21 protein-coding genes are annotated in these 24,107 nt (G+C 65.4%); 10 read left to right on the forward strand and 11 right to left on the reverse strand.

Features of this window, described 5'->3' with window-relative positions; all coding sequences use genetic code 11:
- The 5 genes from AC07VH_RS16390 to AC07VH_RS16410 form a co-directional block, all read right to left on the reverse strand.
- Entirely contained in the window at positions 1-201 is a 201-nt protein-coding gene (locus AC07VH_RS16390; RefSeq protein WP_070224633.1) for a DUF1656 domain-containing protein, read from the reverse strand.
- Complete coding sequence (locus AC07VH_RS16395) at positions 191-2,335, reverse strand: FUSC family protein (RefSeq protein WP_494788688.1); 2,145 nt, start codon at positions 2,333-2,335, stop codon at positions 191-193. The genes AC07VH_RS16390 and AC07VH_RS16395 overlap by 11 nt, the downstream gene beginning before the upstream one ends.
- 10 nt (positions 2,336-2,345) lie before the next feature.
- The gene (locus AC07VH_RS16400; protein WP_070224646.1) at positions 2,346-2,852 is read right to left on the reverse strand and encodes a MarR family winged helix-turn-helix transcriptional regulator; all 507 of its coding nucleotides are present in this window, start codon (positions 2,850-2,852) and stop codon (positions 2,346-2,348) included.
- A gap of 73 nt (positions 2,853-2,925) precedes the next feature.
- Positions 2,926-4,338, reverse strand: a complete 1,413-nt coding sequence (locus AC07VH_RS16405; RefSeq protein ID WP_489628490.1) for an efflux transporter outer membrane subunit — start codon at positions 4,336-4,338, stop codon at positions 2,926-2,928.
- 131 nt (positions 4,339-4,469) lie between these two features.
- Complete coding sequence (locus AC07VH_RS16410) at positions 4,470-4,787, reverse strand: DUF4148 domain-containing protein (RefSeq protein ID WP_071650291.1); 318 nt, start codon at positions 4,785-4,787, stop codon at positions 4,470-4,472.
- A gap of 286 nt (positions 4,788-5,073) precedes the next feature.
- On the opposite strand from AC07VH_RS16410, the gene AC07VH_RS16415 reads away from it, so the two are divergent.
- From AC07VH_RS16415 to AC07VH_RS16425, 3 genes are all read left to right on the forward strand, one after another.
- Positions 5,074-5,409, forward strand: coding sequence for a hypothetical protein (locus AC07VH_RS16415; RefSeq protein WP_475415677.1), 336 nt, complete (start codon positions 5,074-5,076; stop codon positions 5,407-5,409).
- A gap of 66 nt (positions 5,410-5,475) precedes the next feature.
- Positions 5,476-5,793 carry a hypothetical protein gene (locus AC07VH_RS16420; protein ID WP_475415676.1) on the forward strand — a complete coding sequence of 106 codons (318 nt, stop codon included), beginning with the start codon at positions 5,476-5,478 and terminating at the stop codon, positions 5,791-5,793.
- 96 nt (positions 5,794-5,889) lie between these two features.
- Complete coding sequence (locus tag AC07VH_RS16425; RefSeq protein WP_475415675.1) at positions 5,890-6,378, forward strand: DUF2244 domain-containing protein; 489 nt, start codon at positions 5,890-5,892, stop codon at positions 6,376-6,378.
- Between the two features lie 5 nt (positions 6,379-6,383).
- Here AC07VH_RS16425 and mgrA read toward each other — a convergent pair whose 3' ends face one another.
- Positions 6,384-7,424, reverse strand: coding sequence for an L-glyceraldehyde 3-phosphate reductase (gene mgrA / locus AC07VH_RS16430; RefSeq protein ID WP_494788689.1), 1,041 nt, complete (start codon positions 7,422-7,424; stop codon positions 6,384-6,386).
- 120 nt (positions 7,425-7,544) lie between these two features.
- Between mgrA and AC07VH_RS16435 the strand changes: the two genes are divergently transcribed.
- Positions 7,545-9,143 (forward strand): CYTH and CHAD domain-containing protein, encoded by a 1,599-nt coding sequence (locus tag AC07VH_RS16435; protein WP_475415673.1) that lies wholly within the window; start codon positions 7,545-7,547, stop codon positions 9,141-9,143.
- A gap of 43 nt (positions 9,144-9,186) precedes the next feature.
- On the opposite strand, the gene kdoO is transcribed toward AC07VH_RS16435, so the two are convergent.
- From kdoO to AC07VH_RS16460, 5 genes are all read right to left on the reverse strand, one after another.
- Complete coding sequence (gene kdoO, locus AC07VH_RS16440) at positions 9,187-10,062, reverse strand: Kdo hydroxylase KdoO (RefSeq protein WP_494788690.1); 876 nt, start codon at positions 10,060-10,062, stop codon at positions 9,187-9,189.
- Between the two features lie 78 nt (positions 10,063-10,140).
- On the reverse strand, positions 10,141-10,512 hold the full coding sequence (locus tag AC07VH_RS16445; RefSeq protein ID WP_489628486.1) for a lysozyme inhibitor LprI family protein: 372 nt from the start codon (positions 10,510-10,512) through the stop codon (positions 10,141-10,143).
- 124 nt (positions 10,513-10,636) lie between these two features.
- The gene (locus AC07VH_RS16450) at positions 10,637-13,594 is read right to left on the reverse strand and encodes a sensor histidine kinase (protein ID WP_494788691.1); all 2,958 of its coding nucleotides are present in this window, start codon (positions 13,592-13,594) and stop codon (positions 10,637-10,639) included.
- Positions 13,595-13,719: 125 nt separating this feature from the next.
- Entirely contained in the window at positions 13,720-14,298 is a 579-nt protein-coding gene (locus tag AC07VH_RS16455; RefSeq protein ID WP_070224622.1) for a superoxide dismutase, read from the reverse strand.
- Between the two features lie 212 nt (positions 14,299-14,510).
- Positions 14,511-15,530, reverse strand: a complete 1,020-nt coding sequence (locus tag AC07VH_RS16460; RefSeq protein ID WP_475415669.1) for a LacI family DNA-binding transcriptional regulator — start codon at positions 15,528-15,530, stop codon at positions 14,511-14,513.
- A 414-nt stretch (positions 15,531-15,944) separates the two neighbouring features.
- On the opposite strand from AC07VH_RS16460, the gene AC07VH_RS16465 reads away from it, so the two are divergent.
- From AC07VH_RS16465 to AC07VH_RS16490, 6 genes are all read left to right on the forward strand, one after another.
- Positions 15,945-17,228 carry an extracellular solute-binding protein gene (locus AC07VH_RS16465; RefSeq protein WP_494788692.1) on the forward strand — a complete coding sequence of 428 codons (1,284 nt, stop codon included), beginning with the start codon at positions 15,945-15,947 and terminating at the stop codon, positions 17,226-17,228.
- A gap of 7 nt (positions 17,229-17,235) precedes the next feature.
- Complete coding sequence (locus AC07VH_RS16470) at positions 17,236-18,228, forward strand: carbohydrate ABC transporter permease (protein WP_489628483.1); 993 nt, start codon at positions 17,236-17,238, stop codon at positions 18,226-18,228.
- Positions 18,225-19,043, forward strand: a complete 819-nt coding sequence (locus tag AC07VH_RS16475; RefSeq protein WP_034751746.1) for a carbohydrate ABC transporter permease — start codon at positions 18,225-18,227, stop codon at positions 19,041-19,043. Before AC07VH_RS16470 ends, AC07VH_RS16475 begins: the two co-directional genes overlap by 4 nt.
- A gap of 32 nt (positions 19,044-19,075) precedes the next feature.
- On the forward strand, positions 19,076-20,443 hold the full coding sequence (locus AC07VH_RS16480) for a GH1 family beta-glucosidase (protein WP_494788693.1): 1,368 nt from the start codon (positions 19,076-19,078) through the stop codon (positions 20,441-20,443).
- A 1-nt stretch (position 20,444) separates the two neighbouring features.
- The gene (locus AC07VH_RS16485) at positions 20,445-21,506 is read left to right on the forward strand and encodes an ABC transporter ATP-binding protein (protein WP_494788694.1); all 1,062 of its coding nucleotides are present in this window, start codon (positions 20,445-20,447) and stop codon (positions 21,504-21,506) included.
- Between the two features lie 86 nt (positions 21,507-21,592).
- Positions 21,593-24,043 (forward strand): TonB-dependent receptor, encoded by a 2,451-nt coding sequence (locus AC07VH_RS16490; protein ID WP_494788695.1) that lies wholly within the window; start codon positions 21,593-21,595, stop codon positions 24,041-24,043.
- Positions 24,044-24,107: the final 64 nt, after the last annotated feature.

Here is a 24,107-nt window from a genome sequence, read left to right on the forward strand (position 1 = left end):
TTATTTGTAAAGCGATAGAGCCAGCGCGCCGAAGATGGCGATGAAGATGCACAGCCGCGCCAGCGACGGGTGCCACACCATGCGGTACACGCCCAGCCAGCCCAGCACGCGGTCGAGCAGGGTTTGCAGGCCGATGCTGAGGATGAACAAGGGCAGCAGGGTAGGAATCAGAATTCCGAACAGGGCGAATTCACGCGGCATGGTGGTCTCCGGCGCCAGGCGCCATGTGGTCGAGTAATGAGGTGTAGATCGAATGCAGGTCGGCCAAGGCCGTTTGCAACCGTGCGCTGCGTTCGGCTGTCGCTTCCGCTTCCGCTTGCGCCGCGCGCACCACGGCGCCCGCCTGCAGGGTGGCGTCCAGCGCCGCTTGCAGTTGCGCATCGCCGCGCGTGCGCAGCCAGGCGGCGATGCCGTCCACGCACTGCTGCAGCGCATGGCGCGTGGCGCCCGGGCGGGCGGTCGCGATCAGTTCGCGCAATTCGATCACGGAATGGCCGATTTCCAGCAGGGTCAGGGCCTGGCGCACGACGGCGCGCGTGGCCTCGCCCGGCGCCGGTCCGGCCGCCGCATTGAGCTGGCTGAGCAGGTCGCGCACGCGGTTGTCGAAGCGATGCTTGACGCGTCGCGCCGGCGCCGTGCACGCCTGCAGCGCTTCGCGCCACAGGGCCGGGCCGATGTGGTCCTTGTGGCCCATCGTGTGCTCGGGCAGCAGCACGGCAAACACGAGGGCGGCCAGCATCAGGCCGACGATCAGCGCCATGCCCGTGTTCAAAAAGGCCGCGCCATCGACGTGCATCAGATTCGTCGGCGCCATCTGCGTGATGAAGGTGGACACGCCCAGGCCCACGCCCAGCTTGGCGGGATTCGTCATCAGGTACAGGCCGACGGCGAGGAAGGGCGCAAAGCTGAGCACCAGCATGGGGAAGCCGTCGCCGTGCACCAGCACGAAATACACGCAGACGAGCGACAGGGGCATGGCGATCAAAAAGCCCGTCAGCACTTGCCGGATCATCAGGATGGGGCGCGGCGAGGACGAGGCCAGCGCGCAGAACACGGCCGCCATCAGCATCGCCGTGCTGGCGTAGGGCCAGGCGAGGAAGTAGGCGCCCAGCGCCAGCAGGGCCAGGCTGATGCCGGCGCGCGCGCCGCTGGCGAGCACCAGCGCGGGCGGCGTCTTCGGCGCATACGCCTGCGGCGTGCTCACGTCGAGCGGCGTGTCGTGCACGAGGCTGAAATACACTTCGTGAAAGCGGCTCATGTCGCGCGCGAAGCGCTCGAGCAGCTCGCAGACGGTGTCGAAATCGATGCGCTGCGCATGCGCGATGGCCGCGCCGTCGATGTCCGCGCGCGCCTGCGCCAGCGCCGTTTGCAGATGCCGCTGCATGGTGTCGAGCGAGTCTTGCGACGGCGTCGCTTGCAGCGCCTCGGCGACGATGGCGTACAGCGGCGCACAGGCCTGCATGACCTGGGTTTCGCCATCGCGCTGCAGGCGGTCGAACAGACGGTGGAAGGTATAGAAGGTGGTCAGCGCCGTCATGAAGGTGGCGTTGAAGGCGTGCAGCTTGCGGTTCTGCGCGCGCACGTGGCTCACTTTGCTGGTGACTTCGAACAGCGCGGCCGAGCGCCCCAGTTCCAGCGCCGCCACGTCGGCGGCAAACTGCAGATGCGTCAGTTCCACCTGCGCCGGCGTGAGCTTTTGCTGCAGCACGTCATGGCAAAAGGCGAGGAATTTGCCGTAGCGGGCCTGCACCGTGCGCATCACCTGCGTGCCCTGGTGGCGCGGCAGCAGTACGCTGGAGACGGCGGCCGAGCAGATGATGCCCAGGCCCACTTCAGCCACGCGCGTGACGGCCAGCGAGAATACCTGCATCGGCTGCTCGATGGCGGGCAGCACGATCATGCAGGCCGTGTAGCCGGCCAGCACGTACACATACGATTGGGCGTTGCGGTGCAGGGCCGAGCCGCTCGTGCACAGGCCCACCCACAGGGCCAGGCCGGCGAACAGCAGCACGGGCTGCTGCGGGAACAGGCCGATCAGGGTCAGCGCGGCCGTGCATCCCAGCAGGGTGCCGCACAGGCGGTAAAAGCTTTTTTCCAGCACCATGCCGCTGCTGGGCAGGGCCAGGATGATGGTGGTGGTCATCGCCGTACTGGGCGAGTCGAGGCCCAGGCGGTAGGCCAGCCACAGGGCGCAGAACGCGGCGATGAGGGTCTTGCCGACGTAGATCCAGCGTTCGCCTTCCGTCGCGCGCCAGTCCTGCAGCGCCAGCGCCAGCCAGTGGGCCGCCCGGCTCAGGGGGCCATATGTGGGTTTTGTTGCTGTGGCTGGCGTCATCGATAGGCTATCAGTTCTGGTTGTTGAGATTGTTCAGGTTGCGCAGCTGGCGCATGTACAGCTTGTCGAGCACTTGCAGCTCTTCTTCCGTGAACCCGTCGTACAGGGCCGAGGTTTCCTGGTACACGTCGGGCAGCGCCGTTTCGATCAGCGCGCGGCCCTTGTCGGTCAGCGAAATCATCACGGAGCGGCGGTCGCCGGGGCGCGTGCCGCGGTGGATCAGGCCACGCGTTTCCAGGTCGTTGCACACGCGCGTCAGGTTGGCCGGCTTTTCATGGCAGGCCATGCCCAGGGTGCAGGCGTTCGAGGTTTCGTCGTCCGTGCCGTACAGCACGGCCAGCACCATGTAGCTGGCATCGACCAGGTCGTGCTTTTTCAGCGCGGCATTGGTCAAGTCCTTCATGCCTTTTTGAATGTGGTACGTCATGCGCAACAGGCGCATCAGTTCCATGGGGAAGCCTGGCATGCGCGTGCGGATGTTTTGCAGCCGCTTGGAGGTGGCGTCAAAAGCGGTCATGTCATATTCCTTCATGTGTGAATAAAGCTCCGATTGTATCTTGTTGGGCTAGGGCAATGCCAGGATTGCAAGCTTAGATCCCGCCTCCCAATGCATTCATCAAGGAAACGTACAGATCGAGCTCGCGCGCCCCATTTTGCGCCTGCTGCTGTTCTTCCGCCAGCAGCGCCACTTGCGTGTTGAGCATGGCGATGGCGTCGCTCATGCCCGCCTTGTAGGCTTTTTCCGCCAGGTCGCGCGCGCGCTGCGCCGTGGCCAGCGCCTGCACGGTCAGCTGGTGCTGCTTGGCCAGCGATTGTGCTTTGGTGACGGCGTTGGCCACGTCCGACATGGCGTTGATGACGGTGGCGTTGTATTGCTCCACGGCGCCGTCGTACACGGCCGTCTGGCTGCCCAGCTGGGCGCGCAAACGGGCGCCGGCAAAGATGGGCAGGCTCAGCGCGGGAGAGGCGCCGCGGATGTCCGAGTTGGCGTCGAGAAAATGGCTGAAACCGAAGGCCTGGAAGCCGGCAAAGGCCACCAGGTTGACGTTCGGGTAGAACTCGGCCTTGGCCGCATCAATGCGCTGCGCCGCCGCTTCCACTCGCCAGCGCTGGGCGGCGATGTCGGGCCGGCGGCCGATCAGGTCGGCGGGCAGGGCTGCGGGAATGGCCAGCGGCTGGTCCAGGCGCAGCACGGGGCGCGTGAGCGCGGCGCCGGCGCCCGGGCCCTTGCCCGCCAGCGCGGCCAGCTGGTTGCGCAGCAGGGCCAGCGACTCAGCCGACTGCTCCAGCTGGCGGCGTCCCGCGGGCAAGGTGGTTTCGATCTGCGCCACGTCAATGTCCGTGCCGATGCCGGCCGCCTTGCGCTGGCGCGTGATGTCGAGGATGCGGGCGCGCTGCGCCAGGCTGCGTTCGATCACGTCCTGCAGCTGGAATTCATACGACAGCTGGATGTAGGTGCGCACCAGCGCCGTTTCCAGGGCCAGGCGGGCCATCTGCGATTCGGCCGACGCCATCTGCACGTCGCCCAGGGCGGCGGACAGGGCGGCGCGGTTGCGGCCCCACAGGTCCAGGTCGTACGAGGCCGTGACCGTGGCCTGGTTGCGCCACGCGTAGTTGCCGGCCAGCGGCGCCGGCGTGCTGCCGTGCTGCGAATACAGTTCGCGGTTGATGGAGACGTTCGCGTCCGCCTGCGGGCGGGTCTTGTCTTCCGCCGCACCGGCCAGCGCCTCGGCCTGGCGCACGCGCGCCTGGGCGCCGCGCAGGGTGGGGCTGTCGGCCAGCGCCTGCTCCATCAAACGGTTCAATTGGGGGTCGTGCAAGTCTTGCCACCATTGCGTGCGCGGCCATTGTATGGCGGCGCTGGCGGCGGCATCCATGGCCTGGCTGCCCTGCAGTTTATTGGCGTCGAGCATGGCCGATTGCGGCGCGATATGGCCCATGTCGGCGCAAGCGCTCAAGGCAAGGATCAGGCTGGCGGCAAGCAGACGGCGGTGCAGGGACATGCAGGAACTCCGGGAGAGATATGTTGGGGGTGCTGCTGGGGAATCACAGCTCGCCGCGGGGAGCTTCGGGAGTGGCCCGAGTGCTGCGCCGCAACTGAGTTGTTACTGACTGAAACCGGCTGACTGGTTTCTTATTGCACGACGTGCTTGGCCGTTTGCGCGACATCAAAGTCCGCTTCCGTTTGCGGGATCAGGCCAGCCTTGCGGGCGGCGTAGAACTCGGCCATGACTTGTTCGCGCGTCACCTTGCTGGCGGCGGTGGCCGGCGTTTTCGGATAGTCGACTTCGCTGGTGGCGATTTCGCCGGCGTTGCGGGCACGGATGTATTCGGCCGTGACGTCAGCGCGCGTGAGTTGCTGGCTGGCAGCGGCAGGCGCGGCGCTTTGGGCGAAAGCCGAAGTGGCGGTGGTGATGGCAAACAATGCTGCGATGAGTGATTTGGCTTGCATGATAAGACTCCAAAATGTGCATGATGGCTGGGTGGATGGGCCGGATCGCCACGTACCGGTCGGTTCGGCGGCGCTGCGCTGGTGGGCGCCGTGCCGCCGATGAAGCAATTTCTGGATGAGAAGATGCTTACTTGAATTAACTATAGCAATGAATAGTACATTTGTGAAGTAATTTCTGAAAATATTTGTGCGCCGCCGCATTTTCCCCTCGTAAAAGGCCGGGCAGGCGTGCGCCGCTGGACTGGCCAGGAGAGTAAGCTGGTTTTTTTGTTAACGGGAGTCAGCCATGAGCAGCAGCACACTCGATCCGGACAATTTGCCCGTCACGCCCGACCGCGTCCTGGGCAGCGGCCATGGCAAGGGCGCGCTCGGTCCCAGCGACAGTTCCGACAGCGGCAGCGACATGCAGGGCGTGCCCGGCCAGGATGTTGAAGCGTTGGAGAACGACAGCGATGCGGCCGGCACGGGCGAACGGGCCGGCGTGGAGCCGCGCAATACGGCGCCCGATGGCGGCGACATCGACGTCGATCATGTGGAAAGCCTGGCGCCCGTAACGCCGGCGGAGGAGGGCGAGGGGGAATTGCCGCCACGAATTACTGTCCCTCCCGCGCCATCGGCGTAAAATGCGGGCAAGGCGGCATGCGCGCCGCCATGGCCAGCCGGCCTGCACAGGATAGGATGTCAGAGGATGCAAACGCAGATGTCGGAAGAGAAAGAAAAAGACTTGATGTCGATGTACCGCGAGACGCGGCCACGCGAGTTTTTTGGCGAAAAAAGTAACACCAATCACCTGGCCTGGAGTGCGCTGGTGATCTTGCTGGCGCTGGCGTTCTGGCTCGTCGTGGCCCTGGCGGCGGCGGAAAACCAGCGCTATGCCCTGGAAACGAAGGTGTGCCAGGATCGCGTGTTCCCCACGGAAATCGACACGTCTTGCCTGAAACAGGTCAGGTCGCGCGATCACTGGTGGCAGCACGTGGGCCACGCGCTGCTGCGGATGGGCGCCTGACCCGGGTGTGAGCCGGCGGTGGTGGGAGCCGCCGCAGTGACAGGGGAACGGGGCGACAGGTAAATGGGGCAATAGTGCGACAGTGCGGGAGGCGCCATGCCACGCGATCACTCGCGCGAGCAGCCGCAATGGCTGCTGGCGCGCCACAGTGCCTTGACGGCGCGACAGTTGCTGCGCGCCTATGGCTTGCTATGCCTGTTTTCCCTGACGATTGCCGCCGCCTTTGCGCTGCGCGGCCTCTGGTACATTCCCGTCTTTTCGTTCGCCGAGCTGGGCCTGGTGGCCGTCGCCCTGCTGCATTACCTGCGCCATGCGCGCGACTATGAGCACATCGCCCTGCGCGATGGCGAACTGATCATCGAACAGGTCAGCGCCGGCCACTGCCGGCGCCACCACTTTTCGCCATGGCGCACGCGCGTCGAAGTGCCGTGCTGGCCGCGCCAGTTGATACGCATCAAGGATAGCGGTCATGGCGGCGCGCAGGTGGACGTGGGCGTCTTCGCCACGCCCGAACGGCGCCGGCAGGTGGCGCAGGAGCTATGCGCGCTGCTGCCAACGCCCCTGTCGCCGCCAGCGCTGCCCTGAACGCCTTACACGGCCCGCGACGGGCCTTCCCACAGATTGATATGGCCTTCGCGTGCCTGCACGTCGATGGCGGCCAGCTCGTCGGCCGTGAACGACAATTGCTGCAGCGCGGCCACGTTTTCGCGGATTTGCGCGCTGCTGCTCGCGCCGATCAGGGTTGAGGTGACGCGCGCATCGCGCAGCACCCAGGCCAGCGCCATCTGCGCCAGGGTCTGGCCCCGCTGCGCGGCGATCTGGTTCAGGGCGCGCACGCGGGCCAGGTTTTCCGCACTCAGGTGCTGTTGCAGCAGCGAGCCGCCGCCGGGGCGGTTGACGCGCGCATCCTGCGGCACGCCATCGAGGTATTTGTCGCTCAATAAACCCTGCGCCAGCGCCGTGAACGTGATGCAGCCCATGCCCTGTTCTTGCAGGGTGTCGAGCAAGCCGTCTTCCTCGATCCAGCGGTTGAGCATATTGTAGGCCGGCTGGTGGATCAAACACGGCACCTTCCACTCTTTCAGCAGGGCGGCCGCCTCGGCCGTCTTTTGCGGCGAATACGACGACAGGCCCACGTACAGTGCCTTGCCCTGCTGCACGGCGGTCGCCAGCGCGCCCATGGTTTCTTCCAGCGGCGTGTCGGCGTCGTAGCGGTGCGAGTAAAAGATGTCGACATAGTCGAGACCCAGGCGCCGCAAGCTCTGGTCCAGGCTGGCCAGCACGTATTTGCGCGAACCGCCGCCCTGGCCGTACGGGCCCGGCCACATGTCCCAGCCCGCCTTGGTGGAAATGATCAGCTCATCGCGGTACGGTAAAAAATCGTCGCGCAGCAGCTTGCCGAAATTGCTTTCCGCGCTGCCGTAGGGCGGGCCGTAGTTGTTGGCCAGGTCGAAATGCGTGATGCCCAGGTCGAAGGCCGTGCGCAGCATGTCGCGCTGCGAAGCCAGATTGTTGCTGTCGCCAAAGTTGTGCCACAGGCCCAGGGACAGCAGCGGCAGTTTCAGCCCGCTGCGCCCGCACGTGCGGTATGGCATGCTGTCGTAGCGGTTCTCGGCGGCGTGGTAGGTCATGGCATCTCCTTGTAAATGAATCGCCTATTTTGGCGCAAAATCAAGGTGTGCGTGCGTGCGCCTTGCGCGCGGCGGGACGCGCCTTACAATGGGCGTTCAGGAATCTCGCAAGGAGCGGTCATGGAAATCGAATTGAAATTGCTGCTGGCGCCGCAAGACGCGCCCCGCCTGCGCGCCCACCCGCTGCTGGCGCAGGCTGCGCAAGCAGAGGTGCAGGTGCTGCAGATGCACGATATCTATGTCGATACGCCCGATTTGCAGCTGTGCCGCCACCACGCGGGCTTGCGCGTGCGCCAGGTGGACGGGCACTGGGTGCAAACCCTGAAGGCGGGCGGCACGGTCAACGGCGGCTTGCACAGCCGCCACGAATGGGAAGGCGACGTGCCGGGGCCGCAGCCGGATCTGGCCGCGCTCGACTCTGCCATCGGCCGCAAGCAGCCCGTCCGCGCGCTGCTGCGCCAGGACGCCGTCCGCGACGCCTTGCGGCCCGTGTTTACCACGCGCATCGAACGCACCGTCTGGCAGCTGCGCACGCCGCAGGGCGACCAGATCGAATGCGTGCTGGACCAAGGTGTCATTGAAAGCGGCGTGGACGGGGCCGATGGTGCCGATGGTACCGTATACAGCGTGCCCGTCAGCGAGGTCGAACTGGAATTGAAGCAGGGGCAAGCTTCCAGCCTGTTCGACGTGGCGCTGGCGCTGCTGCGGGACGTGCCGCTGCAGCTGGGCCACATGAGCAAGGCGGAACGCGGTTACCGCCTGGCGGTGCCGCAGCCTCTGCAGGCGGTCAAGGCGCAGCCGCTGGCGCTGGACGCGGCCATGTCGGTGGAACAGGTGTTTGTGGCCATCGCCGGCAATTGCCTGGAACAGGTCAGCGGCAACCAGGATGGGGTGGCGGCGGGCGAGGACGTGGAAAGCGTGCACCAGATGCGCGTGGGACTGCGCCGTTTGCGTTCGGCGCTGGGCATGTTCAAGTCCCTGCTGGTGCTGCCGGACGCCTTGAAGGCCGAACTCGACTGGCTGGGCGGCGCGCTGGGCGAGGCGCGCGATTGGGATGTGTTGGCTGGCAATACCCTGGCGCAGCTCGACGGCGAGGCGCAGGCCGATGCGGCGGCGCTGGCACAGGCCGCGCACGCGCAGGCGCGGCTCAAGCACCAACTAGCCGCCCAGGCCGTCACCTCGGCGCGCTGCACGGCCTGCATGCTGGGCTTGCAGCGCTGGCTGCAGGCGCGCGCCTGGCGCGATGGCTGTTCCGCGCGCCAATTGCGGCGCCTCGATGCGCATGTCTCGCCGTTTGCCCGCGCCACCTTGCGCAAGGACCAGCGCCGCCTGATGAAGCGCGGCAAGCGCCTGCTGCATGCCACGCCGCAGCAGCGCCATCAAGTGCGCATCGCGGCCAAGAAGACGCGCTATGCGACGGAATTCTTTGCCTCGCTGTTTGCGGGCCGGGCCGTGAAACCGTATGTGGGGCGCTTGTCGGCCTTGCAGGATGAACTGGGCTGGCTCAACGACGTGCAGGTGGCCGACCGGTTGCTGCAGCAATTGCCCGAAGTTCAGGCGGGCCAGGCCGACCAGGCTGACCAGCCAGCCCAGGACGGATTGCGGCTGCACGCGGCCTTCGTGCGCGGCTATCTGGCGGCGCGCGCGCAGGCGGACGGCAGCGATGGCCGCATGCACAAGGCCTGGCGGCGCTTCAAGGCGGCCCGCTTGCCGGCCTGAATCCGCTTTTATCGGGCGTGAGGCCCGGCCAGATCAAACCAGGCTAGGCCAGCGGGCGCTGCAACCGGCGCTCGAGGATGGCCAGCGGCGACTTGTGGGGCGCTGCCATGGCGCGCACGGGCAGCAGCCAGGTTTGTTCCAGCGCATGCTGTCCCCGCAGGGCCGCGTGCGATACGGCGTCGCTGAAGACGATCCACGTCTGGCCCGGCGCGAACGCGTGCGTTTGCTGCTCCACCTGCGCCTGGTAATCGAGATCGGCCTTCATGGCGTCGTGCAGCTGCAGCATGTAGTGATCGTAGGCCGTGCGCCGCGACTTGGTGACGCCCAGCCATTGCAGCAGCGCCGCCAGCACGGGTTGCGGACGCTTAGCAAGGGGTAGAAAACGCTGCGCCACCTGCTCGAACGGCGCGCCCAGTTTCCACACGCGGGGCGCGCCGCGCGGATCGATGTTGGTGAAGACGCGCAGGATGCGCCGGCCCTGCGTGGGTGAGGAAGGAAAGCTGTCGACGTGCAGGCGCGTATCGTCCTTGCGCCACGAGGTGATGCGCCCGGCGATTTCCACGGGGCGAAAGCTGCCCTTGCCTTGCTGCAGATGAGGAACATAGCCGGGCAGCAAGCCGGCCAGCAAGTGCCGCGTGTGCCGCGCATAGCGCCGCATCAGCGCGGCCAGCAGGGCCGCATCGCAGGCCTCGCCCTGGCCGCGCACGCCGCGCGCCGCTTCCCAGCTGATGTTCTTGGCGCCGCTGGCGCTACCCACAGCGCCGTCGAGCAGGGCATGCTCTTCCGGTTGCAGGGGAAAGCCCAGAGCCGGCAAGAGCAGCACTTGGCCATCTTCGAGCGCCTGCAGCGCCGCCGCTTGCTGCGCGGCGCTGCCGCTGGCGTCCCACCGGGACAGGGAAATGTCGATGAGCTTGCTCATGGCGCAAACGGGAAGACATGGGAGCGGCCAGTATGGGCGCTTGCCGCCCGCTCCCGTTTGCGCTGGCGCAGACTTACATCACAGTTTGCTGTTCTGGCAGCCGGCGCTCGCGCATTCGCGCACGCGGTCCTGCAGGAATTGCGCGCGTTCGATGGTGGTCTTGGTGGCGCAATCGAGATTCACATAGAAGCCCGACGATTCGCGTTTGGAGCAGCTGTCGTTGCGGTTGGCGATCCATGCCAGCTGGCCCGATTTCAGCTTCTGCTTGCCGCCGGCATCGAGCTTGGCGGCGAGTGTCTTGTAGTTGGCGTTGAGTTCCTTGTCCGCTTCCTGGTACACCTTGTTGAGGCAATACAGGCCGTCGAAGTCGTTGCGCGGCGTGTCGCAGGCCGAGTTGGCGAAGGCGGAACCGGAGGCAAACACGAGCAGGGCAAGGATGCATTTTTTCATGGCGGGCTTTCAGGAAGTGGTGGGGCAGGATCGGTGAGCAGTACAGCGCTCTTGCGCATCGTATAACATTTTCTGTCGAGGCCGCGGACGCTTGCGGGCGTGTCCGCCAGCCCCGCCAGCGCCGTCAGTAGGCCAGGCGGCCCGGCACGCTCACTTCGACCTGCGTACCGGCGCCGGGCCGGCTGTCGATGCGCAGGCTGGCCCCGATGCCGGCGGCGCGCTCGCGCATGCCGACCAGGCCCCAGTGGCCGGGCCGCTGGCCCGTTTGCGCCACGGCGTCATCGAGGCCGCAGCCGTCGTCGCGCACGCGCAGGGTGAATGCCTGCTCCGCATAGTCGAGTTCCAGCACGATGTTTGCCGCCTCCGCATAGCGCGAGGCGTTGAACAGCGCTTCGCGCGCGATGGCATAGACCTCGTCATGCACGCGCGGCTGCAGGCGCCGGCAGCTGCCGCTGACGTGCACCGTGAAGGCGTGCGCGCGGTGCTCGGCCAGGCCCTTGCCGAATTGCTGCAGCGCCAGCCGCAGTTCGTCCGGTTCGGCCGAGGCGCGCAAGTCCATGATCTGGTCGCGGCCTTCGATCAGCAGCTGGTCGGCCAGGTTGAGGGTGCCGTCGAGGCGCGCCCGTTCGCGCGTACCCTTGGGCAGCATGTCCGCATGCGCATGGAACGACAGGATCAGGCCCTGCACGCTTTGCAGCAGGGTGTCGTGCAGCGAGCGGGCGATGCGCGAGCGTTCGGCCAGGCGCTCCTGCAAGCGTTCCTGCAGCCGCTCCTGCATGTTGCGCGTCAGGTGGCGGATGCGCAGCACATAGCCGCCGTACAGCAGCAGCGCGGCGCCCAGCGCCAGCAGCAGCACGAACCACGGCGTCTGCACGAAGGCGGGCGCGATGACGATGTCAAGTTTGGCTCCCTGCGTGTTCCACACGCCGTCTTCGTTGGCGGCCGTGACCTCGAAGCGGTAGCTGCCCGGTGCCAGGTTGGTGTAGTACGCTTCGCGCCGTCCCACGGCTTCCTGCCAGCCCGCGTCCACGCCCGCCAGCCGGTAGCGCAGGCGCACGCGTTCCGGCATCGACAGGCTCAGCGCCGTGAAGCCGATCTCCAGGGTCTTGCTGCCTTGCGGCAGCTGCAGCGGCTTGCCATCGTCGAGCGCGTAACGCGCGCCATTGGCTTGCAGGGTATGGATCTGCACGGGCGGCGGCAGGCGATTGCGGCGGATATGCAGCGGGTCGAGCATGGCGATGGTGGCCGAGGTGGAGAACCACAGCTTGCCGTCGGGCGCATGGATCAGCGACGGCACGGGGCGCAGCTGCGAGGCATGGCCCTGCAAGCCGTCGAGCGCGTCGAAGCGTTCCGAGACGACGGCGCTGCCGTCGCGCATCCACGCGGACAGGCTGGCGGCGCCGATATGATCGATGCCGTCCGCGCCATGCAGCCACAGGTCGCCGTCCGGCAGGCGCACGATGCCCGACACGCCGCGAAACGCCGCGCCGCGCAACATATGGAAACGGCCGGCGCGGTACAGGGCCACGCCGTTTTCGCCGCCGGCCCACATCGCGTCGCCATCGCGGTACAGCTGCAGCACCGTGCCCACCTGCAGGCCCTCGTCAGCGCCGAGCCGCCTGACGGCGCCCGCCCGCTGGCCGTCGGCCACCAGACTGACGGTATTGTCGGCATGGCCCAGCCAGACGGTGCCGGCGCCATCGATCGCCATGGCCGTGGTCAGCACCGCCGGCAGGCCGGACAGGCCGCCGTTGGCGCTCCATTTTCCTGCGTTCAGGCGAAACAGGCCGCCGCCGGAAAACGAGGCCCACAGGGCGCCCGAGCGGTCCTGCTGCAGCGCCTGCGGATCGAGTCCCAGCACGGGCGGCACCACGCGCGTCATGCTGCCGTCGCGCGCGCGATGGTGCAGCTCCTGCTCGTTGCCCAGCCACAGCGTGCCGTCGGGCGCCCAGTGACTGGCCGCCAACGCCCCTTTCAAGATCACTTTTTTCACCCCGTCGGCCGTAAAGCTGCGCACGTCGCCCACGTAGTCGCCGATCCACACGTCGCTATCGGGTCCCGCCAGCATGCCGGGATGGTCGAAGGGCACGGCGACGGGCAAGGTCTGCAGGCGGTTCGGCCGCAGCCGGTCCAGGCCCGTCGAGGTGCCGAACCACAGATTGCCCTCGCGGTCCTGGAACGACGTTTGCGGCAGCGGGCCGCTGATGCCGTTCTGGCGCGTCAGGCGCTGGGCCGGCAGACTGGGACCGGAAGGGTCGAACTTGCGTTCGATGCCATCGGGCTGCATCAGCCACATGGTGCCGGCGCGGTCGAAGCGCATGCCGTTGCCCCTGGCGTCGGGCCGGATGGGCGCATCGCCGCGCGGCGCGCTGGTGCGCACGCGGTAGTAATTGCTGTGCGTGTCGACGGCCCAGATGGCACCATCGGGCGCTTCGTCCATGCTGGTGAGCATGGTGCGCGGCCAGGCATGGGAAAAACGCGCCTGGCCCGGCTTGCGGAAAAAGACGCCATGCATGGTGCCCATCCACTGCGTGCCATCGCGTCCGAACAGGATCTGGTACACGCGCTTGTCGGGCAGGCCCACATTGGCGGCTTGCGCGACGAAGCGGTCGGCGCCCGGCGCCAGGCGCGCCGCGCCATCGCGCGTGCCGACCCAGATGGCGCCGTCGGGCGCCGCCTCGATATGGAACACGGCGCCCGGCGGCAAGCCGTCCGCTTCGCGGTAGGTGCGCGCGCCACCCCGGCGAAAGACGCTGACGCCGCCGAGACGGTAGCCGACCCACACGGCGCCGTCCGGCGGCGTGGCCAGGCCCAGCACATTGCTCGACGGCAGGCGGTGGCCGTACACGCTGTCGACGCGGTCGAAGCGCACGCCATCGTAGCGGTACAAGCCGGTGGCCGTGGCGATCCACAGCCAGCCATCCTGGCCCTGGGCGAATTTGAGGACGTCGACGGGCGCGCCTTGCAAGGCGCCCCAGGCATTGTGGGTGTAGTCGGACAGCAGGGGAGCGGCCGCGCATGCGTGCAGATGGCACGCCAGCAGGGGCAACAGCAACAGGCGGCGCAGCAGGCGAGCGGACATCGGTGCAGAGGAAGATGGCGGTGGCAGGGCAGTGATTGTAGCGCAGCGCCGTGCGTTTCAGCAGGCAAAAAAAAGCCTGCGCGGGATGGCGCAGGCTTTTTTCGCCCTACGTTGACAAGGACCGCTTACGCGAAGTTCTTGGCAACGAAGTCCCAGTTGACCAGGCCCCAGAACGTTTCCACGTACTTGGCGCGCAGGTTGCGGTAGTCGATGTAGTAGGCGTGTTCCCACACGTCGCATGTCAGCAGCGGCTTGTCGCCGGTGGTCAGCGGGCAGCCGGCGTTCGAGGTGTTGACGATGTCGACGGAGCCGTCGGCTTTTTGCACCAGCCAGGTCCAGCCCGAACCGAAGTTGCCCACGCACGACTTGGTGAATTCTTCCTTGAACTTGTCGAACGACGACCATTTGGCGTTGATCGCGTCAGCCACGGCACCCGTAGGCGCGCCGCCGCCGGCCGGCTTCATGCCGTTCCAGTAGAAGGTGTGGTTCCATACTTGCGCTGCATTGTTGAAGATGCCGCCCGACGATTTCTTGATGATCTCTTCCAGCGACAGGTTCTCGAACTCGGTACCCTTGATCAGGTTGTTCAAGTTGGTGACATACGCCTGGTGATGCTTGGCATAGTGGTATTCCAGGGTTTCTTTCGAAATATGCGGCGCCAGAGCGTCCATTTCATACGGCAGTGGTGGCAGAGTATGTTCCATGTGATGTCCCTTTATGGTGAGTATTCGGAGTCTACCGGCCTGCGGCCGGAGGGTTGAGCCAAGCTTGCTTGAAGCAGGCATTCTTGCTGAACGAGCCACTATTGTAAAGCGGATGCGCCATTGCTGCAGATTCCGGCATGCGTTGCGGATGCGGGTGGCGTAGTGATTCTCGTTCAGCCTGAATTGGGCGGAAAAGTTCCCCGCCGTAAGCCTTAGCGGATCCGCCGCGTGGTCTCGCGTACGATCAGTTCCAGCGGCGGAATGGCCGCCTGCACGGCTTCGCCATTGATCAGTCCCAGCAGCGCTTCCGTGGCGATGCGGCCGATGTCGTACAGGGGCTGGTGGATGGTCGTCAGCGGCGGCGTCGTGTAGGACGAGCCGGGCAAGTCATCGAAACCGACGAGCGAGATATCGTCGGGCACGCGGATGCCCTTGCGGTACAAACACAGGCGTACGCCATAGGCGGACAGGTCGTTGGCGGCGAAGACGGCGCTGAACTGCTGCTGCGTATCAAACAAGTGGTTCATGGCCAGCATCCCGCTGGCCTCGTGGAAATCGCCTTCCGCCATCAGTTTCGGGTCGATGGCGATATCCGCTTCGCGCAGCGCGCGCTGGTAGCCCGTCAGGCGCTCGGCTGCATCCGTGTTGTTGGCTGGCCCGGCCACGAAGGCGATGCGGCGGTGGCCCAGTTCGATCAAGTGGCGCACGGCCAGGTAGGCGCCGTATTCGTTGTCGAGCTTGAAGCCGATGGCGCTCCTGGTCGCCAGCAGGCGGCCCGTCGAGACGATGGGCCGCTGCTGCGAGAAATCGAGCACGCTCTCGTCCGAGATGCGCCCCGACAGCAGGATGATGCCGTCGACCTTTCGCGCCAGCAGCAAACGGATGCGGTCCGCCTCTTCCTGCGCATTCCAGTGCCCGCTGACGATGACGGACGCATAGCCCGTGTCCTTCAAGCCATCGTCCACGCCACGCAGGCTTTCGTCGAAGAAGGGGCTGGAAATATCCTGCACCACGATGCCGATGGTCATCGAGCGGCCCTTTTTCAAGCCCTGCGCCATCTGGTTCGGCGCGAATTTCATGTGCGCGATGGCCGCCAGCACGGCGTCGCGCTTGTCGTCGGAGACCCTGGCCGTGCCGTTCAGGATGCGCGACACGGTGCTGGGCGACACGCCGGCCTGGCGGGCCACGTCGAGCAGGGTGGAGGGAGAGGCGGCGTGGTCGCTATCGTTCAAGGCGGTTCCTGGGTATCAAGATGGCTGGTCGTCAGTGCTCTGAAAACCTTTTCAGCGAAAGATTACCATAAATGGCCGATAACGACCGCAGGTCGGGGTAGGTCGGCGTAGGTCGGGTTAGCCCTGCGGGCGTAACCCGACACATCACGGCCAACAATATTGTCGGATTACGCGCTTACACGCTAATCCGACCTATGCTTGAAAACGTTTTCACAAAAAACAACGGCGGCTCAAATGACGAATTTTTGCGCTTTTTCATAGGAGAACACGTGCCACGGCGTGCAGCTTGCCACACCACCGTCGATAAAAATGACAACTTTTTCGGTTGACTTGGTTTTCTTTGCGGTGTTAAATGGACACATGTTGTGAAAACGTTTTCAAGATAGAAGACGCTCAATAATCGGAGATGAAATAATGAAGTCAAGCATCCTTGGCGCTGCCCCCCTGGCCGCGCTGACCCTCGCCTGTGGCGTGGCCGCCGCAGCCGCCCCGCCTGCCGCACAGCCGCCGGCGCTGGCCCCCGCCACGATCACCGTCGCCTCGTTTCCCGACCTGGACCGCGCCGTCAAGACGGCCTTGCCCCTGTGGGAAAAGCTGTACCCGCAAGTGAAGGTCAAGCTGGTCAGCCTGCAGATCGACGATCACCATAACTCGATGACGACGGCGCTGGCGGCCGGCGCGCGCCTGCCCGACGTGATGGCCATCGACTTCCGCTATGTGGGCAGCTTCGCCGAATCGAAGGGCATGGAAGACCTCTTGCTGCCGCCCTACGGCGCAGGGCAGTACCGCGCTCAGTTCGTGCCGTTCACCTTCGTGCAGGCCACCAGTTCGCGCGGCACCCTGGGCGCCATGCCGGCCGACCTGGGACCGGGCACCCTGTTCTACCGCAAGGACCTGATGGACAAGGCGGGCATCAAGGAGGCCGACCTGACGCAATCGTGGGAATCGTACATCGCCGCCGGCAAGAAGCTCAAGGCCGCCACCGGCACCTATCTGCTGGCCGGTGCCAGCGACCTGGCCGACATTTATATACGCGCCAATCTGAAGGATGGCGAAGGCATCTACTTTGGCGACAAGGGCCAGGTGCTGGTCGACTCGCCCCGTTTCATCAAGGCCTTCGAACTGGCCAAGGCGGCGCGGGTAGCCGGCATCGATGCGCGCACCGTGGCCTGGACGGGCGAGTGGGCCGAAGGCTTCAAACGCGACAAGGTGGCCAGCCAGATGATGGGTTCCTGGCTCAGCGGCCACCTGGCCAAATGGCTGGCGCCCGATTCCAAGGGCCAGTGGCGCGCGGCCAACCTGCCGGCCGGCGCGTTGGCGTCCTACGGCGGCTCCTTCTACGGCATCCCGAAAAAGGCGGCCTACAAGGCGCAAGCGTGGGAATTCATCAAGTTCATGACCGTCAACAAGGATATCCAGCTGCACTCCCTGAAAGAGATCGGCGCCTTCCCGTCCCTCAAGGCGGCATATGCCGACCCGATGATGGACGAGCCGCAGCCGTATTTCGGCGGCCAGAAGACGCGCCTGCTAGCGCGCGACACGGCGGCGAAGATTCCCGTCATCCGCGTCGACAAGTTCGACGCCGTGGCGCGCGACATCGTCAACATGGAACTGGAAAGCGTGCTGGCGCAAAACAAGGATATCAAGACGGCGCTGGCCGACGCCAAGGCCCTGATCACCCACCGCGCGCGGCGCTAGGAACAGCATGAACACGACCATGCCTTGTGCCGATGGCGCCGCCGTCCCGGCGCGGCCCGCCAAAAAACGCTTCAACATGAAAAAATGGGCGCCGTACATTTTCATCAGCCCCTTCTTCATCCTGTTCGCCGTCTTCAGCCTGTTCCCGCTGCTGTTTTCCATCTACCTGTCGTTCAACCAGTGGGAGGCGGCCAGCGGAGTGGAAGCCATGCAGTGGGTGGGACTGGACAACTACAAATACGCGCTGAGCGACCCGTGGTTCTTGCGCTCGCTGGGCAATACGTTGTGGCTGGCGCTGGCCTCGGGCGTGCCGCAGCATCTGGTGGCCATCCCGCTGGCGGCGTTCATCCACAACAGCTTCAAGCGCTCGCGCAACCTGGTGATCGGCATTTACTTTTTACCGTTCATCACCTCCAGCGTGGCCATCGCCATGGTCTTCAACACCCTGTTTTCGCGCGACTATGGCCAGATCAATGTGCTGCTCCAGTGGTGCGCCAGCCTGCCGCTGGTGGGCGGGCTGTTTCCGGCGGAATCCATCGACTGGCTGGGCAGCTCGCTGTTCATCAAGCCGGCCGTCGCCTTCGTGATTTTCTGGCGCTACCTGGGCTGGAACCTGGTGCTGTACCTGTCCGCGCTGCAGGTGATACCGAAGGATTTATATGAAGCGGCCACCATCGACGGCGCCTCGACACGCCAGCAGTTCTGGTACATCACCCTGCCGCAGCTGCGCCCCATGATCTACCTGGCCGTCACGCTCACCATCATGGGCAATCTGCAGCTGTTCGAGGAACCGTTCGTGCTGGTGGCCGAATCGAGCGGCGTGAGCCAGTCGGTGATGACGACGGCCATCTTCGTCTACAAGACGGCGTTTTCCTCGGGCGACTTCGGCACGGCGTCGGCCATTTCCTGGCTGCTGTTTTTGATCATCGCCAGCACCACCTGGGTGAATAACCGCATCTTCAGCCGCAATGAACGTCAAGAACGCAAGGAGGCACGATGAAAACCACGCGCTGGACGGCCTATGCCATGGTGGCCATCGGCGCCCTGATCATGGTCGCGCCGTTCTACTTCATGTTCGTCTTCGCCACGCACACGAGCGCCGAGATCTACAGCCTGCCGCCGCCGCGCTGGTTCGGCACGGCCCTGCTGAACAATCTGGAACTGCTGCAGGAGCGCCTGCCGTTCTGGCGCAATATCGGCATCAGCCTGTACGTGGCCCTGATGACGACCGCGCTGACCCTGTTCTTTTGCTCGCTGGGCGGTTATGCGTTTGCCATGTACGAATTCCGCTTCAAGCGGCCCTTGTTTACCCTGGTGATGGCGTCGATGATCATTCCGTCGTTCATGAACATGATCCCGACCTTCATGCTGATGGATTTCCTCGGATGGCTGGACCAGCCGCGCGCCCTGTACGTGCCGGGCGCGGCCGGCGCGCTGGGCATTTTCCTGATGCGCCAGTACATCGGCACGGCGATTCCGAAGGACCTGATCGAGGCGGCGCGCATCGACGGCTGCGGCGAATTCGCCATCTACTGGCGCGTCGTGCTGCCGCTGATCGGCCCCGCCATGGGCACCCTGGGCCTGATCACCTTCATCAACTCGTGGAACAATTTCATCACGCCGCTGGTCGTCATGCGCTCCGTCGAGAACTACACGATCCCGCTGGCCCTGCGCAGCATGCAGGCGCCGAACAACACGGAGTGGGGCGCGCTGATGACGGGCGCCGCCATCGCCGTGCTGCCGCTGCTGCTGATGTTTTTTGTCGCCTCGAAGCGCCTGATCGAAGGCTTGACGCAGGGCGCCGTCAAAGGCTGATCCACACATTTATCTCAACCCCTCACACTGACATGACGACCATGCACAACGACGACATCGACACCAACTTCCCCGCCACCTTCACCTGGGGCGTGGCCACCAGCGCCTACCAGATCGAGGGCGCCGCCGCCATCGACGGCCGCGGCCCGTCCATCTGGGATACCTTCAGCCACACGAACGGCAAGATCATCGACGGCAGCAATGGCGACGTGGCTTGCGACCATTACCACCGCTATGCCGAGGACGTGGAGCTGATCGCCAGCCTGGGCGTAAACGCCTACCGCTTTTCCATGTCCTGGTCGCGCGTCCAGCCGACGGGTTCCGGCGCGTGGAACGAGGCCGGCTTTGATTTTTACTCCCGCCTGCTCGATGCCCTGGCCGCCAAAGGCCTCGATGCCCATCTGACCCTGTACCACTGGGACTTGCCGCAAGCCTTGCAGGACGAGGGCGGCTGGCTCAACCGCGCCACCTGCTACCACTTCGCGGCCTACGCGGCCGAGGTGGCGCGCCGCTTCGGCCACAAGGTCGCCAGCATCGCCACGCACAACGAGCCGTGGTGCACGGCCGTGCTGGGCCACGGCACGGGCCAGTTCGCGCCCGGCATGGCCGACCCGGCCGCCGCCGTGCAAGTGTCGCACCACCTGCTGCTGTCGCACGGCCTGGCGATGCAGGCGATGCGCGCCGTGAATCCGCCCGCGAAGCTGGGCATCGTGCTCAATCAATGGACGGCCACGCCGGCCACCGACAGCGCCCAGGACCGCGAGCTGGCCGAACTCGAATATGCGCGCTCGGTGCAGTGGTATATGGACGCCATCTTCAAGGGCCGCTACCCGGCCCTGGCCCTGAAACACGTCGATGCTTCTGCTTTGGCTATCTTTGAAAACGATTTCATGGATATCAAGCAGCCCATCGATTTCCTCGGCGTGAACTACTACACGCGCGCTTACATGAGCGCCGAGACGCCGCCGCGCAAGCCCGAATGCAAGCTCGGTGTCAACGACATGGGCTGGGAAACCTATCCGCAAGGCTTGACGGAGCTGCTCGTCGGCCTGCATCGCGAATACCAGCTGCCGCCCGTCTACATCACGGAAAACGGCATGGCCGTGGCCGACAAGCCCGTCGGCGGCAAGATCCATGACGCACCGCGCATCGAGTACGTGCGGCTGCACCTGGACGCCTTGCGCGCCGTGATCGCGCAGGGCATCGACGTGCGCGGCTATTTCTACTGGAGCCTGATGGACAACTTCGAGTGGAACTCGGGCTACGCCAAGCGCTTCGGCATGCTGTACGTCGATTACGCCACGCAGCAGCGCAGCTTCAAGGACAGCGCCCTGTGGTACCGCGATTTTATTATCGCCCAGCGCGCCGCCCATGCGCCGGCCCTGGCGGGGGAGCACTGACATGGCCGCCATTTCCCTGCGCGGCATCCGCAAGACCTACGGCGACGGCCCGGAAATCGTCAAGGGGCTCGATCTCGATATCCACGACGGCGAATTCATGGTCTTCGTGGGACCGTCCGGCTGCGGCAAGTCGACCCTGCTGCGCATGATCGCGGGACTGGAAGACATCAGCGCGGGCCAGCTGCGCATCGGCGACCTGCTGGCCAACGACGTGGCGCCGGCCGAGCGGGGCATCGCCATGGTCTTCCAGAGCTACGCCCTGTACCCGCACATGACGGCGCGCGACAACATGGGCTTTGCCCTCAAATTGGCGGGCAAGGGGGAGGCCGAAGTGCGCGCGGCCGTCGGCAAGGTGGCCGAGATCTTGCAGATCACGCACCTGCTTGACCGCAAACCCAAGGCCTTGTCCGGCGGCGAACGCCAGCGCGTGGCCATCGGCCGCTCCATCGTGCGCCAGCCCAAGGTGTTCCTGTTCGACGAGCCGCTGTCCAACCTCGATGCCTCGCTGCGCGTGCAGACGCGCATCGAGCTGGCCAAGCTGCACCAGGAGCTGGGCACGACGATGATCTACGTGACGCACGACCAGGTCGAGGCCATGACCCTCGGCGACAGGGTCGCCGTCTTCCACGGCGGGCACCTGGAGCAGGTGGGCGCGCCTTTGGAGCTGTACCGTCATCCGGCCAGCCAGTTCGTCGCCGGCTTCATCGGCGCGCTGCGCATGAACTTCTTGCCGTGCGCCGCCGTCCCGGCCCTGGCCAGCCAGCTTGGGGGCGAGGCGGGCATGCTGGTCGGCATACGCCCCGAACACCTGCGCCTGGTGCCGCGCGAGGAGGGCTATGCCGCCACGGTGACCCTGATCGAGCAGCTGGGCGATGCGCAGATCATCCACGCGACGCTCGAGGGAAGTTCGCATGCGGTGGCCATCAAGCTGCACGGCGAGGCGCGCCACGCGCTGGCGCAGGGCAGCGCCATCGGCTTCGCGCCGGAAGAAGGCCATGCCTTTCTGTTCGACACGGCCGGGCGCGCCGTGGCCACCCATAGACCCCGCACGGAGGCGACATGACTTCAGATTGACACCCAAAAAATGTGCAGCAGTAGCCAAAGAGCTATGTGATCATCATTCAACCAGCGGTACAGGAGACAACAACAATGCAACAGCTCAAACGCAATACCATCGCCCTCAGCCTGGCGCATGCGACCTTCGCCCAGTTCATCTTGCTGGGCAGCGGCGCCGCCATGGCCCAGGAGGCTGCAGCCACGGATGCGGCAAAACCGGCAGCCGAACAGATGGACCGCATCGTCGTCACGGCCACGCGCCGCAATACATTCGTGCAGGAGACGCCGCTGGCCGTCACCGCCTTCAACCAGGACACCCTGCAAAACAATCAAGTGAAAGACCTGGCGTCGCTGGCCACCATGGTGCCCAGTCTCGTCGTCGAGCAGCATGGCGACTCGGGCGGCGTGCACGTCTACATGCGCGGCGTCGGTTCGGCCAACCACACGGAGCTGGGCGACCCGGCCGTCGCCTTCTATGTCGACGGCGTGTATTCGCCGCGTCCCCAGGGCGCCACGGCGCTGATGTACGACTTGAGCCACGTCGAGGTGGCGCGCGGACCGCAGGGCACCCTGAACGGCCGCAATTCGACGGCCGGCGCCGTCAACCTCGTCTCGGCCGCGCCAAACACATCGAAGTTCATGGGCTCGGCCGGCATCACCGTGGGCGACTACCGCCACCTGCAGACGCAGGGCATGCTCAATATCCCGTTCTCCGACGACGTGGCGCTGCGCATCGCCGCCATCAAGGATAGCCACGACGGCACGGTGGACTTCCGCCGCGGCTCGAACGTCATGCCCGGTACGGCCAAGTATGGCGCCGGCGACCAGATGGGCGTGCGCGCCTCGCTGCTGTGGAAGTTCACGCCGCAGCTGCGCGGCACCTTCATCGCCGACTACTTCCTCGACCAGGGCGCCGGCAACGTCTATCTGGCGGCCGAACCGAAAGGGGGCGAGAAGCTGCGCTCGGCCCTGATCGACACGCCGGGCACGCTGGACCAGTCGATTTTGACCTACAAGGGCAAGCTCAATTACAAGCCGACGGATGCGCTGGACTTCACGTACCTGGGCAGCTGGAGCCGCTACAAGCGCCAGAACAGCAACGACGCCGATGCGGGCCTGTTCCCCGGCTTCAAGTCGGAAAACCGCACCGACTGGGCGCAGTTCGACAGCTATTCGCACGAGCTGCAGGCGCGCTCGGACGACGATGCGCCGTTCCAGTGGGTGGCGGGCCTGTTCCTGTTCAATGAAAAGAACAAGGTGCGCTTCGATATCGACCGCAGCCAGATTTCGCAGGCCGCCGTGCAGCAGGATATCGCCAACGGCGCCGTGATCTTCGTGCAGCCCACCGTGGGCCAGTATGCGTCGTCCATGTCCTTCATCCAGGGCGACCGCCAGCTCAAATCGAAGGCCGTCTTCGGCCAGGTCAGCCAGCAGCTGACGGACCAGATCAAGCTGACGGCTGGCGCGCGCTACACGAAGGACCATAAATTCGACATCGGCGGCCAGAACTGGGCGTGCCCGAACTGGCCCGCGAACACGCCGCTGGGCACCACCGTGCTGACTGCCGACCAGCTGCGCCAGCTGGTCACGCCGGGCACGGGCCTGGCCAACACGCACAATATCGGCCCCGGCGGCGCCATCACGGCGGCCGCCTGCGGCAATACGCCGGGCGACAATACGGCCGACCTGAAATACGGCCAGGCCACGTGGCTGGGCCGCATCGAGTACAAGCTGCGTCCGGACATTTTGCTGTTCGGTTCCGTGACGACGGGCTTCCATTCGCCGGCCATCGGTGACGGCGGCGCCACCACCAAGCCGGAAAAGCTGACCAGCTATGAAATCGGCTTCAAGTCGGACTTGCTGAACCGCGAACTGACCCTGAACCTCGATGCCTTCCTGATGAAGTACAAGGACAAGCTCGAATCGCAGGTGGTCAACAGCGTGCTGGCCAACTTCAACGCGGCCGGCGCCACCGTCAAGGGCCTGGAAGCGGAATGGGTGTGGCGGCCAACGAAGGTCGACCGCCTGACGGGCAACGCCACCTGGCTCAAAGCCGTGTATGACGATTTTCTTTCGTGCGACGTCGATGCGGCGCGCGCGAATGGCCAGTCCTGCGGCTCGACGGCGCCCTTGGTGAACGTGGGCGGCAGCACCATGAAGCATGCGCCGAAGTTTTCCACCACCGTCCAGTACGAGCACGATTTCGCCGTCGCCGGCGGCCAGCTCACGCCGCGCGCCTCGATGCACTATGAAACCATGTCCTACGTGGGGGCGGGCGCGTTCAACGGCGACGTGCCGGGCCATGCGGGCGTCAAGCGCCAGGAAGCCTACACGACCCTGGACCTGAGCCTGCGCTTCCAGCCGGCGAACAAGGCGTACACGGTGGAAGCGTTCGTGCAGAACGCCACCGACAAGGCGGTCAAGCTGGACGTCAATGAAATCTGCACGGACGTGGGCATGCCATGCCAGCCGACGCAGCAGATCTACGGCGCCTTCTACAACGCGCCGCGCACGTTTGGCGCGCGCGTGTCGATGAAGTTTTAAATGCGGTAGTGTGAAAGGGCAGTTGCAGCAGCAGTCCACTCAGTAGGGGAAGGTGTTGGGCCGG

Source organism: Janthinobacterium sp. GW821-FHT03C10, assembly GCF_059420865.1.

Excerpts from the sequence above, each read along its gene's own strand:
- AC07VH_RS16415 (WP_475415677.1), top strand. The coding sequence starts at position 5,074 with ATGAGCAGCAGCACACTCGATCCGGACAATTTGCCCGTCACGCCCGAC.
- AC07VH_RS16485 (WP_494788694.1), top strand. The coding sequence starts at position 20,445 with ATGGCCGCCATTTCCCTGCGCGGCATCCGCAAGACCTACGGCGACGGC.
- AC07VH_RS16445 (WP_489628486.1), bottom strand. The coding sequence starts at position 10,512 with ATGAAAAAATGCATCCTTGCCCTGCTCGTGTTTGCCTCCGGTTCCGCC.
- AC07VH_RS16455 (WP_070224622.1), bottom strand. The coding sequence starts at position 14,298 with ATGGAACATACTCTGCCACCACTGCCGTATGAAATGGACGCTCTGGCG.
- AC07VH_RS16435 (WP_475415673.1), top strand. The coding sequence starts at position 7,545 with ATGGAAATCGAATTGAAATTGCTGCTGGCGCCGCAAGACGCGCCCCGC.
- AC07VH_RS16470 (WP_489628483.1), top strand. The coding sequence starts at position 17,236 with ATGAACACGACCATGCCTTGTGCCGATGGCGCCGCCGTCCCGGCGCGG.
- AC07VH_RS16390 (WP_070224633.1), bottom strand. The coding sequence starts at position 201 with ATGCCGCGTGAATTCGCCCTGTTCGGAATTCTGATTCCTACCCTGCTG.
- AC07VH_RS16480 (WP_494788693.1), top strand. The coding sequence starts at position 19,076 with ATGACGACCATGCACAACGACGACATCGACACCAACTTCCCCGCCACC.
- AC07VH_RS16410 (WP_071650291.1), bottom strand. The coding sequence starts at position 4,787 with ATGCAAGCCAAATCACTCATCGCAGCATTGTTTGCCATCACCACCGCC.
- AC07VH_RS16420 (WP_475415676.1), top strand. The coding sequence starts at position 5,476 with ATGCAAACGCAGATGTCGGAAGAGAAAGAAAAAGACTTGATGTCGATG.
- AC07VH_RS16490 (WP_494788695.1), top strand. The coding sequence starts at position 21,593 with ATGCAACAGCTCAAACGCAATACCATCGCCCTCAGCCTGGCGCATGCG.
- AC07VH_RS16425 (WP_475415675.1), top strand. The coding sequence starts at position 5,890 with ATGCCACGCGATCACTCGCGCGAGCAGCCGCAATGGCTGCTGGCGCGC.
- AC07VH_RS16475 (WP_034751746.1), top strand. The coding sequence starts at position 18,225 with ATGAAAACCACGCGCTGGACGGCCTATGCCATGGTGGCCATCGGCGCC.
- AC07VH_RS16450 (WP_494788691.1), bottom strand. The coding sequence starts at position 13,594 with ATGTCCGCTCGCCTGCTGCGCCGCCTGTTGCTGTTGCCCCTGCTGGCG.
- AC07VH_RS16395 (WP_494788688.1), bottom strand. The coding sequence starts at position 2,335 with ATGACGCCAGCCACAGCAACAAAACCCACATATGGCCCCCTGAGCCGG.
- AC07VH_RS16405 (WP_489628490.1), bottom strand. The coding sequence starts at position 4,338 with ATGTCCCTGCACCGCCGTCTGCTTGCCGCCAGCCTGATCCTTGCCTTG.
- kdoO (WP_494788690.1), bottom strand. The coding sequence starts at position 10,062 with ATGAGCAAGCTCATCGACATTTCCCTGTCCCGGTGGGACGCCAGCGGC.
- AC07VH_RS16465 (WP_494788692.1), top strand. The coding sequence starts at position 15,945 with ATGAAGTCAAGCATCCTTGGCGCTGCCCCCCTGGCCGCGCTGACCCTC.
- AC07VH_RS16400 (WP_070224646.1), bottom strand. The coding sequence starts at position 2,852 with ATGACCGCTTTTGACGCCACCTCCAAGCGGCTGCAAAACATCCGCACG.
- mgrA (WP_494788689.1), bottom strand. The coding sequence starts at position 7,424 with ATGACCTACCACGCCGCCGAGAACCGCTACGACAGCATGCCATACCGC.